This is a genomic window from Streptomyces sp. MZ04, from assembly GCF_004684775.1.
GTDB lineage: Bacteria > Actinomycetota > Actinomycetes > Streptomycetales > Streptomycetaceae > Streptomyces.
This window is the reverse complement of record NZ_SRIC01000175.1, coordinates 1-17624: the sequence shown is the minus strand read 5'-3', so window position 1 is coordinate 17624 and position 17624 is coordinate 1. Positions and strand designations below refer to the sequence as shown.

Here is a 17624-nt window from a genome sequence, read left to right as displayed (position 1 = left end):
GGCTTCGGGGCGGCGGCAGCCGTGGGGGCGGGTCTCCGTTGCGACGGCATTGCTCTGCGGTGCGGCGGCCGCGACGTCGGCGGGCCTGCACGGTGCCGACCTGCACCGCGGACCCGTCCCCGTGCTGGCCCGTCAGTACGCGGAGGTGGACGCCGAGTTGGAGGTCACGTCCGACCCCCGCCACACCCGTCCCCACGTCAGCGGGGACCGGTCCGTGCCGCCCTCCGTCATGCTGAACGCGGAGATCGTCCGGGTCGGTTCGGCGGACGGCACGACATCCGTGACGCGCGCCCCGGTCCTGGTCATCGCCAGGGACTCCGCCGCTGAGAGCGGCCCCGCCGGGGATCTCGGCCGGGGCGGGCGTCCTGATCCCCGTGCGCGTCCGGCGAGCTGGTTCGCGTTGTTGCCCTCCACTCGGGTGCGGGTTCGGGGGAGTCTCGCGCCTCCGTTGCCTCGGGGGGATCGGGTCGCGGCGGTGCTGCGGGTGTCCGGGGAGCGGGCGCCGCGTGTGGTGGCGGGGCCGTCCGGGGCGCAGCGGGTCGCCGGACGGCTGCGGGGCGGGCTGCGGGAGGCCACGGACGGGTTGCCGGCCGACGCCCGCGCGTTGCTGCCCGGGCTCGTGGTCGGGGACACCACCCGTGTGCCCCCCGATCTCGACGAGGCCTTCCGGGCGACCGACCTCACCCATCTGCTCGCCGTCAGCGGGGCCAACCTCACGATCGTGCTCGCGCTGCTCATCGGCCCGCCCGGCATCGCACAGCGCGCCGAGCGGCGGGGCATCGCCCCACGCCTTGGGATGTCGCTGCGGACGACCGCGCTCATCGGCGGCTCGCTCACCCTGGGCTTCGTGATCGTCTGCCGACCTGACCCGAGCGTGCTGCGGGCGGCGGCCTGCGGTCTGATCGCACTGCTCGCCATCGGCACCGGGCGCCGCCGGTCGTTGATCCCCGCCCTGGCCGCCGCCGTGCTGCTGCTCGTCCTCTACGACCCGTGGCTGGCCCGCAGCCCCGGATTCCTGCTGTCCGTCCTGGCCACCGGAGCCCTGCTCACCCTCGCCCCGCGGTGGAGCGCGTCCCTCCAAAGACGCCGGGTTCCCCCACGCCTTGCCGAGGCGCTCGCCGCGGCGGCCGCCGCGCAGGCGGTGTGCGCACCGGTCGTCGCCGTCCTGGCGGCCCGGGTGAGCCTGGTGGCGGTGCCCTGCAATCTCCTGGCGGAGGTCGCCGTCGCGCCTGCCACGGTCCTTGGCTTCGCCACCCTGGCGGTGGCGCCTGTGATGATGCCGGTCGCCAAGTTCCTTGCTTGGTGCGCCAGTTGGCCCACCGGATGGATCGCGGAGATCGCCCGCACCGGTGCGGCGCTGCCCGGCAGCGGTGTCGACTGGCCCAGTGGCTGGCGTGGTGGGTTGCTGCTCGTCGCCGTCACGGTCGTCGTCGCCCTGGTCGGGCGCGGGCTCCTGTGGCGTCCCTGGCTCGCCGCGGCCTGCGCTCTGCTGTTCCTCCTGGCGGTCGTGCAGCCGCCGCCGCTGACCCGGGTGATCGCGGGGTGGCCCCCGGTGGGGTGGCGGTTCGCGATGTGCGACGTGGGCCAGGGGGACGCGACCGTGCTTGCGGCGGGGGACGGTGCGGGTGTGGTCGTCGACGCGGGTCCCGATCCGGTGCTCGTGGACCGCTGTCTGCGTTCGCTCGGCGTCACGCGCGTACCGCTCGTGCTCCTGACGCACTTTCATGCCGACCATGTCGCGGGCCTGCCGGGTGTGCTGCGCGGTCGCCGGGTGGGCGCGATCCAGACGACGGGATTTCAGGAACCGCCGGACCAGGCGGAGTTCGTGCGCGAGCAAGCGAACGCCCATCGCGTTCCGGTGACCCGGGCCGTGGCGGGGGAGCGGCGGCGCACCGGCGGTCTCGACTGGCAGGTGTTGTGGCCCATCGCCCAGGGGGCGAGCCGGGTGATGGCTCCCGAGGGGCCCAACGACTCCAGCGTCACCCTGCTCGTCCGCGCCGGAGGACTGACCCTGCTGCTGCTCGGAGATCTCGAACCACCCGCTCAGCGGGCCCTGTTGCGGACGCCTGCCGTGGCCTCGCTGTCGGCGGTGGACGTGCTCAAAGTCGCCCATCACGGCTCGGCCTATCAGGACCCAGGGCTGCTGAGGCGGTCCGCGCCGCGCCTCGCGCTCATCTCCTGCGGCCGGGACAACTCCTACGGTCACCCCTCGCCGCGCACGGTCGAGGCGCTGCGGGCCGGGGGAGCGGAGGTGCTGCGGACGGACAGGAATGGCTCGATTGCGGTCATCGGAGCGACGGCCGGACCAAGGGCCGGACCAAGGGCCGGACCGGCGGCCGGACCGGCGGAAGGCGCGGCTCCGGGGATGGAGGTGGTCACGCGGCCGCCCTAGCGCCTAGGGCTGCGGGGCCCGTCCGGCTGCGGCGAAACTGGCACTCCACCGCCAGGTCGCCCCGACCGAAGCCCGAGCTGACCAGGCAGAACGCCAACCGGAACATCAACCGGAACATCAACCGGAACATCAACCGGAACACCAACCGGAACAACCAATTCGGGCTACTCGCGACAGTTCAAGCTCCAGTGCATCATTCCTGCGATGTGGCTCGTGTTGCATCGAATGCCACAACGGTGATCGAATGCCTCTTCGGGACAGGAGTTGTCAAGTAGCGCGGGGGTATGTCGCACATGTTCGGCCGTTGGCTGGGGAACCGTACGAACCAAGCCGGCGGGTCAGGGGGCCTTCTGTCCGCGGTGCCGGTTCCGCCCAGTGCGGGAGTGCTCAGCTGCCGGGTGCTCGACCCCGTCAACGAACCGGTGCGCCACGCGGAGTTCGCGGTCAGTGATGCCATGGGGCGCAAGGTCGTCACCGGGGGGTTGGACCCGTTCGGCTCCTTCGTGGCGACGGTTCCGGCCGGTGACTACCGCCTCGCGGTCACCGCGGAGGGGTACACGCCGTACCGGGCGAACGCCACGGTCGGGGAGAGCGCGCACGCGTCGCTCGGCGATGTGATGCTCCAGGTCGCTCAGCCTCCGGCGCTGCCCGATTCCGGGGACTGGGAGATCGACCCGATGCACTCCTCGGTCGCCTTCACCGCGCGGCACATCGGTCTTGCCCGTATCCACGGACGCTTCAACAGCTTCGCGGGCGCGATCCGGATCGCCGACCGGATGGAGAACTCCGCGATGCATGTCGTCATCGACGCGGCCTCCATCGACACCGCGGTCAAGATGCGCGACGACCATCTGCGGTCCGGCGACTTCCTCGACGTGGAGCGGTTCCCGACGATGGAGTTCTACAGCGACCGCTTTGTGCACAAGGGCGGCAGCCGCTGGGCGGTCACGGGCGGCCTCACGCTGCACGGCGTGACGCGCACGGTCACGCTGGACACCGAGTATCTCGGGGTCGGCCAGGGGCTCGAGGGGGAGACCCGTGTCGCCTGCCGTGCCTCCACCGAGCTGCACCGCGACGACTTCACGATCACCTGGCAGACGATGCTGGCGCGCGGTATCGCCGCGGTCGGACCCAGTATCACGATCGACCTCGACATCCAGGTCCTGCCCAAGGGCTGACCGGCGGAGGATCTCTAGGGAGCCTCGAGCCAGCCCTCGTACTCCGCCGCGAGCGCGTCGAGCGCCGCGCGGTCCAGGCGCCGCTCCGGGTCCTCGACCACGACGAGCCACTGGGCGTCCTCGGCGTCGTCCTCGCCGGCCAGGGCGTCACGGACGAGTTGAGGCTCCTCGGCGACACGGAAACGGTCGGGGAGCTCTTCGGCCACTTCCTCCGCGGCGTCGCGGTCGGGCAGCACCAGGACATGTCGTACGTCGGTCACCCGCCCATTCTCCGGTACGGGACGAGCCGCCCGGGAACCGGCCGTACGGGATGGACTGCCGTACGGGATGGACTGTCAGTGCCGCGTGGGATGCTTGACCGCGATGGCCAGGAAGACAGATACCGCCGACCCGCTCGCTCCCCTCACGCTCGCCGTGGGCCAGGAGGACCTCCTCCTCGACCGCGCCGTGCAGCAGGTGGTCGCCGCCGCCCGCGCCTCCGACGCGGACACGGACGTACGCGACCTCACCTCCGACCAGCTGCAGCCCGGCACGCTCGCCGAGCTGACCAGTCCCTCGCTCTTCGCCGAGCGCAAGGTCGTGATCGTGCGGAACGCGCAGGATCTGTCGGCCGACACGGTCAAGGACGTGAAGGCGTATCTCGGGTCGCCTGCCGAGGAGATCACCCTCGTCCTGCTGCACGCGGGCGGCGCGAAGGGCAAGGGCCTGCTCGACGCGGCCCGCAAGGCGGGGGCCCGTGAGGTGGCCTGCCCCAAGATGACCAAGGCCGCGGACCGGCTCTCGTTCGTACGGAGCGAGTTCCGTACGCTCGGCCGTTCGGCCACGCCCGAGGCCTGCCAGGCCCTGGTCGACTCGATCGGCAGTGATCTGCGGGAGCTTGCCTCCGCGGTGTCCCAGCTGGTGGCGGATGTCGAGGGCACGATCGACGAGGCGGTCGTCGGGCGTTATTACACGGGGCGTGCGGAGGCCTCCAGCTTTACCGTGGCCGACCGTGCAGTGGAGGGGCGGGCCGCGGAGGCGCTGGAAGCGTTGCGGTGGTCGCTGTCGACCGGGGTCGCCCCCGTTCTGATCACCAGTGCGTTGGCGCAGGCCGTGCGGGCGATCGGGAAGCTGTCCTCTGCGAGGGGCGGGCGGCCGGCTGACCTTGCCCGGGAGCTGGGGATGCCGCCCTGGAAGATTGATCGGGTTCGGCAGCAGATGCGGGGGTGGACGCCGGATGGTGTTGCCGCCGCGCTTACCGCTGTCGCGGCGGCCGATGCGGGGGTCAAGGGGGGCGGGGATGATCCTGAGTACGCCCTTGAGAAGGCCGTTGTCGCCATCGCCCGCGCGGCGCGGTCGCGGCGCTGAGCTTGAGCCGTTCATAGCTGCCGGTCGGAATCCGCGGGTCGGCTGTGGCTGGTCGCGCAGTTCCCCGCGCCCCTGAGGGGCGCCTGTCTGCGGGTCGGCTGTGGCTGGTCGCGCAGTTCCCCGCGCCCCTGAGGGGCGCCTGTCTGTGGGTCGGCTGTGGCTGGTCGCGCAGTTCCCCGCGCCCCTGACGGGGCACACCCCGCGCGCCCATAACGGGGCGCCCCCGGCAGATCAGCCCCCCAAACACAGCAATGCCCCCGGAGTGGGCCGGGGGCATCGTCGCAGCGTGGCGTACTGCGTGGTCTGTCCGCGATTCGAGGTAGAGGGCTCGAATTACCCTCGCGGGAGGATTGATCAGCGCCCCGGCGAGCCGGGGCAAGGGCTTCAGCCCTGGAGGGTCGCGACCTTCGAAGCAAGCGCCGACTTCTTGTTGGCGGCCTGGTTCTTGTGGATGACGCCCTTGGAGACGGCCTTGTCGAGCTGGCGCGAAGCCTCGCGCGTCGCCTCGACGGCCTTCTGGGTGTCACCAGCGGCAACGGCCTCGCGGGCCTTGCGGATCGCGGTCTTCAGGGAAGACTTGACCGCCTTGTTGCGCTGACGCGCCTTCTCGTTGGTCTTGATCCGCTTGATCTGGGACTTGATGTTCGCCACGAAAGAGCCTTTTCAGGTTCAGTTACTGCAGAGGTACTGCAGATGAATTTCTTTGACACGTGCCTCAGAGCCGAGAGGGCCAGGAGACACAGCTGCCCAGATTACCAGCCGCCCCGCTACCGGCCCAATCCGGGCGCGGTCACCGCATCCGGCGGCCCAAACCGGGCCCAGTGCCCCACGCGTGGGACCATGGAACCTACGTATCGATCCGGAGATCCGACCCCGAGGCGACAGGCGCCTCAAGAGACAGGACCCTGCGTGCCCGCGACCCCTAAGAATGTGCCCGAGCCGAGCCGTACCGACCCGGCTCTGATCCGTAATTTCTGCATCATCGCGCACATCGACCACGGCAAGTCCACACTCGCCGACCGCATGCTCCAGCTCACCGGTGTGGTGGACCAGCGGCAGATGCGTGCTCAGTACCTCGACCGGATGGACATCGAGCGCGAGCGCGGCATCACGATCAAGTCCCAGGCGGTGCGTCTGCCCTGGGCCCCCACCGAGGGCCCCGAGCAGAGCAAGACCCACATCCTCAACATGATCGACACCCCGGGGCACGTGGACTTCACGTACGAGGTGTCGCGCTCGCTGGCGGCCTGTGAGGGCACGGTCCTCCTCGTCGACGCCGCGCAGGGCATCGAGGCTCAGACTCTCGCCAACCTCTACCTGGCGATGGAGAACGACCTCAAGATCGTCCCGGTGCTCAACAAGATCGACCTGCCGGCCGCCCAGCCGGAGAAGTTCTCCGAGGAGCTGGCCAATCTCATCGGCTGCCAGCCGGAGGACGTGCTGAAGGTCTCCGCGAAGACCGGCATGGGCGTCGAGGCGCTGCTCGACAAGGTCGTCGCCGAGGTCCCGGCGCCGGTCGGCGTCGCGGACGCGCCCGCCCGCGCGATGATCTTCGACTCGGTCTATGACTCCTACCGGGGCGTCGTGACGTACGTACGTGTCGTCGACGGCCAGCTCAACAAGCGTGAGCGGATCCGGATGATGTCCACCGGCGCCACGCACGAGCTGCTCGAGATCGGTGTCTCGTCCCCGGAGATGACCCCGGCCGACGGCATCGGCGTCGGCGAGGTGGGCTACATCATCACCGGCGTGAAGGACGTCCGTCAGTCCAAGGTCGGTGACACGATCACCTCCCTGCACAAGGGCGCGACCGAGGCGCTCGGCGGTTACAAGGACCCGAAGCCGATGGTCTTCTCGGGTCTCTATCCGCTGGACGGCTCGGAGTACCCGGACCTGCGCGAGGCCCTGGACAAGCTGCAGCTCAACGACGCCGCGCTCGTCTACGAGCCGGAGACCTCGGCCGCGCTCGGCTTCGGCTTCCGCGTCGGCTTCCTGGGTCTGCTGCACCTCGACGTGATCCGTGAGCGGCTCGAGCGCGAGTTCGGGCTCGACCTCATCGCCACCGCTCCGAACGTGGTCTACCGCGTGATCATGGAGGACGGCGCCGAGCACGTCGTCACCAACCCGAGCGAATTCCCCGAGGGCAAGATCGACGAGGTCTACGAACCCGTCGTACGCGCCACGATCCTCGCTCCGAGCGAGTTCATCGGCTCGATCATGGAGCTGTGCCAGAACCGGCGCGGCACCCTGCTCGGCATGGACTACCTCTCCGAGGACCGTGTGGAGATCCGCTACACGCTGCCGCTCGCCGAGATCGTCTTCGACTTCTTCGACCAGCTGAAGTCCAAGACGCGCGGCTACGCCTCGCTGGACTACGAGCCCACGGGCGAGCAGTCCGCGCAGCTCGTCAAGGTCGACATCCTGCTGCACGGCGACAAGGTCGACGCCTTCTCCGCCGTCACGCACAAGGACGCGGCGTACGCGTACGGCGTGCGGCTCGTCGCCAAGCTGCGCGAGCTGATCCCGCGGCAGGCCTTCGAGGTGCCCGTCCAGGCCGCGATCGGTTCCCGGGTCATCGCCCGCGAGACCATCCGCGCCATCCGCAAGGACGTCCTCGCCAAGTGCTACGGCGGTGACATCTCCCGTAAGCGGAAGCTGCTCGAGAAGCAGAAGGAGGGCAAGAAGCGGATGAAGATGGTCGGCTCCGTCGAGGTGCCGCAGGAAGCCTTCATCGCCGTGCTCTCCAGCGACGACAGCGGTCCGGGCAAGACGAAGAAGTAGCCCACACCTCAGCCGCCGCCCCGTCCGGCACGGGCGTCACAGGGGCATCTCAGCGGGTCCGTCGCGCTTCTTGCGCGGCGGACCCGTTCTGTATGAAGTGACAGGCAGAAGCCCCTTACGCACCGGGCTTCAGCGCTCTACTCTGATCACTGCTCGTAGGTTACTCGCAAGTTAAACAAGACCAGCAGCCGCCAGCCAGTCGCCGCCATGTCGCGGGTCCGGAGGATGTCGTGAGCGACACACAGACCTTGATCGAGAACCGTCCGCCGTCCGTGGCGCATCTCTTCCTGGAGCGCGTGGCTGCCACGCCGGACGCCGAGGCCTACCGCTATCCCGTGCCGGCGGCCGCCGGCGAAGGCCCCGACGACTGGAAGTCGCTGAGCTGGGCGCAGGCCGCCGAGCGCGTCTACGCCATCGCCGCGGGCCTGATCGAGCTCGGCCTCGCGCCCGAGGACCGGGTGGCCCTCGCCTCGTCCACACGGGTCGAGTGGATCCTCTCCGACCTCGGCATCCTCTGCGCCGGCGCGGCCACCACCACGGTGTATCCGCAGACCAACGCCGAGGAGTCCACCTACATCCTGGCCGACTCCGGCAGCCGTGTGCTGATCGCCGAGAACGCCGAGCAGCTCGCCAAGGCGCGCGAGAAGCGGGCCGAGCTGCCCGAGCTCAAGCACGTCGTGGTGATCGACACCGAGGGCGCCGGGCCCGTCGAGGGCGACCCCGATGGCTGGGTGCTCACGCTCGCGGAGCTCGAGGCGCGCGGCGCCGCCCACCTGGAGAAGAACCCGGGGGCGGTCAAGGAGCGGATCGCCGCGATCACCAAGGACCAGCTCGCCACGATCATCTACACCTCCGGCACCACGGGTAAGCCCAAGGGCGTGCGGCTGCCGCAGGACAACTGGTCGTACATGGCGAAGGCCATCGCCGCGACCGGTCTGCTCGGCCCCGACGACGTGCAGTACCTGTGGCTGCCGCTCGCGCACGTCTTCGGCAAGGTGCTGACCTCCGGGCAGATCGAGCTGGGGCACGTCACCGCCGTCGACGGCCGCGTCGACAAGATCATCGAGAACCTTCCGGTGGTGCAGCCGACGTACATGGCGGCCGTGCCGCGCATCTTCGAGAAGGTCTACAACGGCGTCGCGGCCAAGGCACGGGCCGGTGGCGGCGCCAAGTACAAGATCTTCCTGTGGGCGGCCGAGGTCTCCCGCGAGTACGCCAAGGTCAGCCAGGACAACTTCCGCAGGACCGGCAACGCGTCCGTGCCGTTCGGCCTCGGCGCCAAGCACAAGGTCGCCGACGCGCTCGTCTACTCCAAGCTCCGTGAGGCCTTCGGCGGACGCCTGCGCGCCGCCGTCTCCGGCTCGGCCGCGCTCGCGCCCGAGATCGGCTACTTCTTCGCGGGCGCGGGCATCCACATCCTGGAGGGCTACGGCCTGACGGAGTCCTCCGCCGCGTCCTTCGTGAACCCGGGCGAGGCCTACCGCACCGGCACCGTCGGCAAGCCGCTGCCCGGCACCGAGGTCCGCATCGCCGACGACGGCGAGATCCTGCTGCGCGGCCCCGGCATCATGGAGGGCTACCACGGCCTGCCCGAGAAGACCGTCGAGGTCCTGGAGTCCGACGGCTGGTTCCACACCGGTGACATCGGCGAGCTGTCCCCCGACGGGTACCTGAAGATCACCGACCGCAAGAAGGACCTGATCAAGACGTCCGGCGGCAAGTACATCGCGCCCGCCGAGGTCGAGGGCCAGTTCAAGGCGGTCTGCCCGTACGTCTCCAACATCCTGGTGCACGGCGCCGACCGGAACTTCTGCACCGCCCTGATCGCCCTCGACGAGCCCGCCATCCTGGACTGGGCCAAGGAGAACGGTCTGAGCGGCAAGAGCTACGCCGACGTGGTCGCCGCCCCGGCGACGGTCACGCTCATCGAGGGCTATGTGAAGCAGCTCAACGAAGGCCTGCAGCGCTGGCAGACCGTGAAGAAGTTCAAGCTGCTCCCGCGCGACCTGGACATCGAGCACGGCGAACTGACGCCCAGCCTCAAGCTGAAGCGCCCGGTGGTCGAGCGTGAGTACCAGCACCTGATCGACGAGATGTACGCGGGTTCGCGCGAGGCCTGAGCCTCGACTCCCGTACGCGGACGGGGTGTTCGCAAGGTCTTGTCACCTGCCACCCCGTCCGCGCCGCATCTCCTTCACCATCTCCTCCATGTGCGTCACGTGGTGGCGCAGTTCCAGTACGTCCTTGAGGCTGCTGGCGGCCATGTGCGTCTCGATCGCCGCGAGGCGGGCCGCCAGCTCGTCGAACTGCTGCTGCTCGCGCGCCAGAATGCGCTCCAACTGCTGGTTCTTGCGGTGCAGTTCGAGGAAGACGGTGACCTTCGCGCGCAGCACCCAGGGGTCGAACGGCTTGGTGAGATAGTCGGCGGCACCCGTCGCGTAGCCGCGGAAGGCGTACCCCGCGTCGTTGTCCGTGCCCGTCAGAAAGATGATGGGTACGTCCTTGGTCTGGTCGAGCCGCTTGATGTTCGACGCCGTCTCGAAGCCGTCCATTCCCGGCATCCGCACGTCCAGGAGGATCACGGCGAACCGCTGCCGCAGGATCGCCTTCATCGCCTCCTCGCCCGAACGGGCGCGTACCAGTGGTTCGTTGAGTGACCCCAGGACGGCTTCCAGCGCCATCAGATTGTCCTCCATGTCATCGACAAGGAGGATGCTCGCGCGATGGTCGGTCATGACCTCTGTGCTCATGTGACAGTGCCTCACTCGGACGTAGCCGGTGGTGTGGCGGCCGGCGCGGACAGCTCCACCGCGTCCGCACCACCCTCGGGAGCCAGCAGGGCGCAGGCCACGCTGAGCAGTTGGTCCACATCCACGGGCTTGGGTACGTAGTCGGTGGCGCCCTGCGCGATCGCCTTCTCGCGGTCGCCGGGCATCGCCTTCGCGGTCAGCGCGATGATGGGGAGTCCGGACCAGCGCGGGGTGCGGCGGATCGCGGCGATGGTTTCGTAGCCGTCCATCTCCGGCATCATGATGTCCATCAGGATCAGGTCGACGTCCGGGTTGCGCTCGAGCGTCTCGATGCCCTCGCGGCCGTTCTCCGCGTACAGGACCGGCATGCCGACACGGCTCAGTACGTGCGTGAGGGCGAAGACGTTGCGGATGTCGTCGTCCACGATGAGCACCCGGCGCCCGCGAAGGACCCGGCCCGCCCTGCCCTCCCGGTACTCCTCCAGCTTGGTGGGCGTGGGCCAGTTGTCGTCCTGGTCGAGGAAGGTGTGCGGGGACAGCGGGGCCTGGCTCTCCGGGTCCGGCGCGGCGTGGGTCCTCGCCGCCGCGTACGCCGCCGCGGCGGGACCGTGTCCGGGGTGCGCCACGGGGACGTACAGCGTGAAGGTGGAGCCCTGGCCCGGGCTGCTCTCCGCGGTGATGCGGCCGCCGAGGAGTCCGGCGATCTCGCGGCTGATGGAGAGGCCGAGGCCGGTGCCGCCGTACTTGCGGTTGGTGGTGCCGTCCGCCTGCTGGAACGCCTCGAAGATGACCGGGAGTTGCTCGGGGGGGATGCCGATGCCGGTGTCCTTGACGGCGAAGCAGATCAGGTCGCCGCCGTCCTGACCCGGCCGGTCGCCGGCAGGCTTGACGCGGGTCACGCGCAGCTCGACGCGGCCGTTCGCGGTGAACTTGACCGCGTTCGACAGGAGGTTGCGCAGGATCTGCTGGAGGCGCTGCTCGTCGGAGAACATCTCGCGCGGCACGTCCTCGCCGACCGACACCTCGAAGGCGAGACCGCGGTCGAGGGTGAGCGGGCGGAACGTCGCGTGGACGTAGTCGAGGACCTTGATCAGCGGGAGGCTCTTGGGCCGGACGTCCATCCGGCCCGCCTCGATCTTCGACAAGTCCAGGATGTCGTTGATGAGTTGGAGGAGGTCGGAGCCCGAGCGGTGGATGGTCGTCGCGAACTGGACCTCCTGGTCCGAGAGATGGTCGTCGGGGTTGTCGGAGAGCAGCCGGGCCAGGATGAGCAGCGAGTTCAGCGGGGTGCGCAGCTCGTGCGACATGTTCGCGAGGAACTCCGACTTGTACTGCGACGAGGTGGCGAGCAGCGCCGCCTTCTCCTCCAGCTCGGCGTTGGAGCGCTGCAACTCGGCCTGCTGGAGCTGGAGTTCATCCGAGCGGTCCTGCAGCTGGGTGGCGAGCCGCTGCGACTCGCTGAGCAGTGATTCCGTACGGGAGTTGGCGATGATCGTGTTGATCGCGACGCCGATGGTGTTCACGAACTGGTCGAAGAACGCCAGGTGGACATCGGAGAAGCGGGAGAACGTGGCCAGCTCGATCACGCCGAGCAGCTTGTCCTCGAAGAGGATCGGGATGATCACGAGGCTGGCCGGGCTGGAGTCCCCGAGCCCTGAGTGGATCTTGATGTAGTCGGGCGGCACCTCGTCGACGAGGATCCGCTTCTTCTCAAGCGCCGCCTGCCGCACCAGACCGTGCGCGGGCATCGCGCCGGTGTCGACGACCGAGCCCTGCGCCGAGCCGTACCCGGCGATGAAGGCGAGCCCCTTGGCCGGCGGGGTCTGCAGCGTCGCAGTGTCCTCGGTGTCCGGGTCGGCCAGGAAGAACGCGCCGTACTGGGCGTTCACCAGCGGGGTCAGCTCGCGCAGGATCAGATCGGCGACCTCCATCAGGTCGCGGTGGCCCTGCATCAGACCCGCCAGGCGGGCCAGGTTGGACTCCAGCCAGTCCTTGGCGCGGGTGGTCTCGCGGAGGTTGGACACCATCAGGTTGATGTTGTCCTTGAGCTCGGAGACCTCGCCGCGGGTCTCGACCGTGATGGAGCGGGTCATGTCGCCCTGGGCGACGGCGGACGCCACCTCGGCGATCGCGCGGACCTGGGTGGTGAGATTGAGGGCCAGCTCGTTCACGTTCGTCGTCAGGCGCTTCCACGTGCCGTAGACGCCCTCGACCCTTGCCTGGCCGCCCAGTTGACCTTCGGAGCCGACCTCACGGGCGACGCGGGTGACCTCGGAGGAGAACGAGGACAGCGTGTCCACCATGGTGTTGATGGTGGTCTTCAGCTCCAGGATCTCGCCGCGCGCGTCGACGTCGATCTTCTTGGACAGGTCGCCCTCGGCCACCGCCGTCGCGACCTGCGCGATGTTGCGGACCTGACCGGTGAGGTTGTCCGCCATGTAGTTGACGTTGTCGGTGAGGTCCTTCCACACCCCCGATACGCCCAGGACCTGGGCCCGGCCGCCGAGCCGCCCGTCGGTGCCGACCTCCCGGGCCACCCGCGTCACCTCGTCGGCGAAGGCCCGCAGCTGCTCCACCATCGTGTTGACGGTGTCCTTCAGCTCCAGGATCTCGCCGCGCGCCGTCACCGTGATCATCTTGGACAGGTCGCCGTTGGCGACGGCCGTGGTGACCTGGGCGATGTTGCGGACCTGCGAAGTGAGGTTCAGCGCCATGAAGTTGACGTTGTCGGTGAGGTCCTTCCATACGCCGGACACGCCACGCACCTGCGCCTGACCGCCGAGGTTGCCCTCCGTGCCGACCTCGCGGGCGACGCGGGTGACCTCGTCGGCGAAGGCGGAGAGCTGGTCGACCATCGTGTTGATGGTCGACTTCAGTTCGAGGATCTCGCCCTTCGCCTCGACGGTGATCTTCTTGCCGAGGTCGCCCTGGGCGACCGCCGTCGACACCTGCGCGATGTTCCGCACCTGCGAAGTGAGGTTGTCCGCCATGAAGTTGACGTTGTCGGTGAGGTCCTTCCATACGCCCGACACGCCACGCACCTGGGCCCGCCCGCCCAGATTTCCCTCCGTGCCGACCTCACGGGCCACCCGTGTCACCTCGTCGGCGAAGGCGGAGAGCTGGTCGACCATCGTGTTGACCGTCGACTTCAGCTCCAGGATCTCGCCCCGCGCGTCCACGGTGATCTTCTGGCTCAGATCGCCGTTCGCCACGGCCGTCGTCACCTGGGCGATGTTGCGGACCTGCGAAGTGAGGTTCGACGCCATGAAGTTGACGTTGTCGGTGAGGTCCTTCCATACGCCGGACACCCCGCGCGCCTGCGCCCGGCCGCCCAGCTGGCCCTCCGTGCCGACCTCGCGCGCCACCCGCGTCACCTCGGCCGCGAACGCCGAGAGCTGGTCGACCATCGTGTTCACGGTCAGCTTCAGCTCGAGAAGCTCACCCGTCGCCTCGACCGTCACCGTACGCGTCAGATCGCCCTGCGCCACCGCCGTCGTCACCAGGGCGATGTCCCGCACCTGGGCGGTGAGCCGGGACGCCATCGTGTTGACGGCCTCCGTCACGTCCCGCCAACTCCCCGACAGACCACGGACCTTGGCGCGCCCGCCGAGCCGCCCCTCCGTGCCGACTTCGCGCGCGACCCGGGTGACCTCGCCCGTGAAGAGCGACAGCTGGTCGACCATCGTGTTCACGGCACGGCCCAGACGCCGCAGGTCGCCCCGCAGTTCACGCGAGCCGTCGTGCAGATCCACGTGCTGGGTGAGATCGCCGCCCGCCACCGCGTTCAGGACGCGCGTGGCGTTGGCCGCCGGGGCCACCAGCGAGTTGAGCAGCGAGTTGACGTCAGTGACGCGCGTGGACCAGCTGCCCTGCCCGGGGCTGGCCGAGAAGCGTTCGTCGAGATGGCCGTGGCGGATGATCTCCCGGCGTACGCGCGTGAGTTCGCTGTCGAAGTGCAGCGAGCGGTCGAGCATCTCGTTGAACACCGTGTGCAGCTCGCCGGCCAGACCGTCACCGGTCACCGCGATCTTGGTCAAGTCCCCGTCCCGCGCGGCCCGCATCGCCGCCAGGAGGAAACGCAGGTCGGAGGCAGGCTCCGCGGCGCTCTCGGCGGACGTGACCGTGACCGGATCCGGCGCGGGTATCGGAGCCGGAATCTGACCGAAACCGAGCGCAGGCATACCACTGTTCTCACTCATAACGGCCCACTTCAGTAACTCGGTGCTTATGGGCGTGGCCAGTCTGTCACTCTGTCCGTGTCGCCTGAGGCGTATTCGACCGAACTGCTCAGGAGCCGAAACGTGGGGTCCATTCCGAGGCAACGGGAGACCACTTTCCGTGCGTCCCTCCAGCCGGAGCACCGCCCCGGCCCGCCGGCCGTGGTACGCACATCACTGCCCGGCAACCCGATGGCGCCCGCCGCCGCGCGCAGGTTCGTGCGCGCGGCGCTCGCCGACTGGACCGAACTCGCCGTGCCCGCGGCCGCGGGCATCACCGACCGCCTCGCCGACGACTCGGTTCTCCTCGTCAGCGAACTCGTCACGAACGCCGTGGTCCACGCCGGCACCACCGTCGAGCTCCTGTGCCGGCTCGACGAGGCAGGCCTCGGCGAGAGCGCCGACGCCCTGGTCATCGAGGTCTCCGACCACCACCCCGCCCGCGCGGTCCGCAGCGAGCCCGTCCCCCAGCCGCCCGGCACCCCCGAGTACGGCAGGGGCCTGCAGCTCGTCGCGACCCTCTCCGAGTCCTGGGGCATCACCTACCGCACGGGCACCAAGACCGTCTGGGCCCGCCTCCCCGTCGAGGGCGTACAGGCCGTCCAGGAAATAGAGTCGTACGCCAGTGAACAGGCCCTGCAGCGCGGTCTGCGGGCCGCCGAGATCCTCGCGCCGCTGCCGAAACGGATCACGCACGACACGGAGTGGGTCAACCGCGGCGCGCTCACCTTCCTCGCCGAGGCCTCCGATCTGCTCGCCGGACAGTTCGACGAGGACTTGGTGGCGGCGCTCGCCGGACAGCTCCTGGTGCCCCGGCTCGCGGACTGGTGCGCGGTCTGGCTCGACGACGAGACGGAGGTCGCCGGGCGCGGCGTCGGCACCGGGGCGACCGGCACCCGCCTCGCCCGCGTCTGGCACACCAGCGAGCAGCGCATAGAGGAGCTGCGCCGGACCCTGGAGAAGGATCCGCCCCGGCTGTCCGACGCGGTCGGCACCGGCGCGGTCCCCGTGCCCTGGCCCGCCGACGCGCTGCCCGGAGATGAGGCGGGCACGGCCCTCGCGTACCGCCTGACCGCGGGCGGGCGCGCGCTCGGCACGCTCGTCATCGGGCGCTCCGGAATGGTGCGCTTCGCCGACGAGGTCACCGGGCTCATCGAGGACTTCAGCCGCCGCGTCGCCCTCGCCGTCAGCGCGGCCCGGCGCTACCAGCGGCAGGCCAATATCAGCCAGGTCCTGCAGCGCGGCCTGCTGCCGGGATCCGTGGCGGAGATCCCCGGCGTACAGAGCGGCGTCGTCTACGAACCCCGCGACAAGGGCGGCCCCGGCGGCGACTTCTACGACGTGTTCCAGGCCGGCAAGGGCCGCTGGTGCTTCGCGCTCGGCGACGTCCAGGGCAAGGGCGTCGAGGCGGCCGTCGTGATCGGCCTCGCCCGGCCCTGGCTGCGCCTGCTCGCCCGCGAGGGCTACCAGGTCGCGGAGGTCCTCGACCGCCTCAACCAACTCCTCCTCGACGACGCGACGGAGGCGGCGGACGCGGCCGCGGCGGTGGTCGCGGTGGCGGGCGGCCAGGGCGTGCCGCCGGACGGCGCCACCTCCCGCTTTCTCTCCCTCCTCTACGGCGAGCTGGCCCCCGTCGAGGGCGGCGTCCGCTGCACCGTCGCGAGCGCGGGACACCCGCTGCCCCTCCTGCTCTCGCCCGACGGGGACGTCCGCGCGGCGGCCACGCCCCAGCTGCTCCTCGGGGTCGTCGACGACGTGACGTACACGAGCGAGACCTTCGCATTACGGACCGGCGACACACTGCTCTGCGTCACCGACGGCGTCACGGAGCGTCGCGCGGGCCTCGACATGTTCGACGACGAGGACGGCCTGGCGACGGCGCTGGCGGGCTGCGCGGGGCTCGACGCCGGTCTTGTGGCGGAGCGGATCAAACGCCTGGTGCACGAGTTCTCGGAGCGGCCGCCGGACGACGACATGGCGGTGCTTGTGCTTCAGGCGCAGTAGTCGCGTCAGGGGAAAACGACGGCGGCTCGGGTATTCCCGCCGGTGCGGGACAATCGAAGGTATGCCTTCCGCACTGCCCGATGGTGAGCCCATGCCCGAGGACGGGACGCTGCCCGCGTCCGCCCTGCAGGGGGCGGGGGCCCGTCCGCTCGGCTTCTACCTCCACGTTCCGTACTGCGCCACGCGCTGCGGATACTGCGACTTCAACACGTACACGGCGACCGAGCTGCGCGGATCGGGCGGCGTACTGGCCTCCCGCGACAACTACGCGGACACCTTGATCGACGAGGTGCGCCTCGCGCGCAAGGTCCTCGGCGACGACCCGCGTCCGGTGCGGACCGTGTTCGTGGGCGGGGGTACGCCGACGCTCCTTTCGGCGGGTGATCTCGTCCGCATGCTGGGTGCCGTACGGGATGAGTTCGGTCTTGCGGACGACGCGGAGATCACTACGGAGGCGAACCCGGAGTCGGTCGGGCCCGAGTACCTGGCCGAGCTCAGGGCCGGTGGCTTCAACCGGATCTCCTTCGGGATGCAGAGCGCGAAGCAGCATGTCCTGAAGGTGCTCGACCGTACGCATACGCCGGGCCGTCCCGAGGCGTGCGTGGCGGAGGCGCGGGCTGCGGGCTTCGACCACGTGAATCTGGACCTGATCTACGGAACCCCGGGGGAGTCCGACTCCGACTGGCGCGCCTCGCTCGAGGCGGCGATCGGGGCGGGTCCCGACCACGTCAGTGCTTACGCGCTGATCGTGGAGGAAGGCACTCAGCTCGCGCGGCGGATTCGGCGCGGGGAGGTGCCGATGACGGACGACGACGTGCACGCGGACCGGTATCTCATCGCGGACGAGGTCCTTGGTGGTGCGGGCTTCTCCTGGTACGAGGTGTCCAACTGGGCCACCTCGGAGGCGGGGCGGTGTCTGCACAACGAGTTGTACTGGCGGGGGGCCGACTGGTGG

At 69.8% G+C, this 17624-nt stretch carries 11 protein-coding genes; 7 read left to right on the top strand and 4 right to left on the bottom strand.

Features of this window, described 5'->3' with window-relative positions:
* Positions 1 to 49 precede the first annotated feature (49 nt).
* Entirely contained in the window at positions 50 to 2392 is a 2343-nt protein-coding gene (locus E2651_RS28855) for a ComEC/Rec2 family competence protein (protein ID WP_135334177.1), read from the top strand.
* Between the two features lie 293 nt (positions 2393 to 2685).
* Positions 2686 to 3570, top strand: a complete 885-nt coding sequence (locus E2651_RS28850; RefSeq protein WP_135334176.1) for a YceI family protein — start codon at positions 2686 to 2688, stop codon at positions 3568 to 3570.
* A 14-nt stretch (positions 3571 to 3584) separates the two neighbouring features.
* Here the strand turns inward: E2651_RS28850 and E2651_RS28845 are convergent, their stop codons facing one another.
* On the bottom strand, positions 3585 to 3830 hold the full coding sequence (locus E2651_RS28845; RefSeq protein WP_135334173.1) for a hypothetical protein: 246 nt from the start codon (positions 3828 to 3830) through the stop codon (positions 3585 to 3587).
* Positions 3831 to 3933: 103 nt separating this feature from the next.
* On the opposite strand from E2651_RS28845, the gene holA reads away from it, so the two are divergent.
* On the top strand, positions 3934 to 4917 hold the full coding sequence (holA, locus tag E2651_RS28840; protein ID WP_209446271.1) for a DNA polymerase III subunit delta: 984 nt from the start codon (positions 3934 to 3936) through the stop codon (positions 4915 to 4917).
* Between the two features lie 384 nt (positions 4918 to 5301).
* Here holA and rpsT read toward each other — a convergent pair whose 3' ends face one another.
* On the bottom strand, positions 5302 to 5568 hold the full coding sequence (gene rpsT / locus E2651_RS28835; protein ID WP_135334171.1) for a 30S ribosomal protein S20: 267 nt from the start codon (positions 5566 to 5568) through the stop codon (positions 5302 to 5304).
* 258 nt (positions 5569 to 5826) lie between these two features.
* Here rpsT and lepA point away from each other — a divergent pair, with 258 nt between their 5' ends.
* Both lepA and E2651_RS28825 read left to right on the top strand, forming a co-directional pair.
* Positions 5827 to 7698: a translation elongation factor 4 gene (lepA, locus tag E2651_RS28830; protein WP_135334170.1), complete on the top strand. Its 1872-nt coding sequence runs from the start codon at positions 5827 to 5829 to the stop codon at positions 7696 to 7698.
* 230 nt (positions 7699 to 7928) lie between these two features.
* Positions 7929 to 9818: an AMP-dependent synthetase/ligase gene (locus E2651_RS28825; RefSeq protein ID WP_135334169.1), complete on the top strand. Its 1890-nt coding sequence runs from the start codon at positions 7929 to 7931 to the stop codon at positions 9816 to 9818.
* A 42-nt stretch (positions 9819 to 9860) separates the two neighbouring features.
* Here the strand turns inward: E2651_RS28825 and E2651_RS28820 are convergent, their stop codons facing one another.
* Positions 9861 to 10448 (bottom strand): response regulator, encoded by a 588-nt coding sequence (locus E2651_RS28820; protein ID WP_135334168.1) that lies wholly within the window; start codon positions 10446 to 10448, stop codon positions 9861 to 9863.
* 11 nt (positions 10449 to 10459) lie between these two features.
* On the bottom strand, positions 10460 to 14509 hold the full coding sequence (locus tag E2651_RS28815) for a HAMP domain-containing protein (protein ID WP_135334175.1): 4050 nt from the start codon (positions 14507 to 14509) through the stop codon (positions 10460 to 10462).
* Positions 14510 to 14749: 240 nt separating this feature from the next.
* Here E2651_RS28815 and E2651_RS28810 point away from each other — a divergent pair, with 240 nt between their 5' ends.
* On the top strand, positions 14750 to 16669 hold the full coding sequence (locus E2651_RS28810) for an ATP-binding SpoIIE family protein phosphatase (RefSeq protein WP_135334167.1): 1920 nt from the start codon (positions 14750 to 14752) through the stop codon (positions 16667 to 16669).
* A 61-nt stretch (positions 16670 to 16730) separates the two neighbouring features.
* A partial coding sequence (locus E2651_RS28805; protein WP_167828920.1) for a coproporphyrinogen-III oxidase family protein occupies positions 16731 to 17624 on the top strand: 894 nt, incomplete at its 3' end.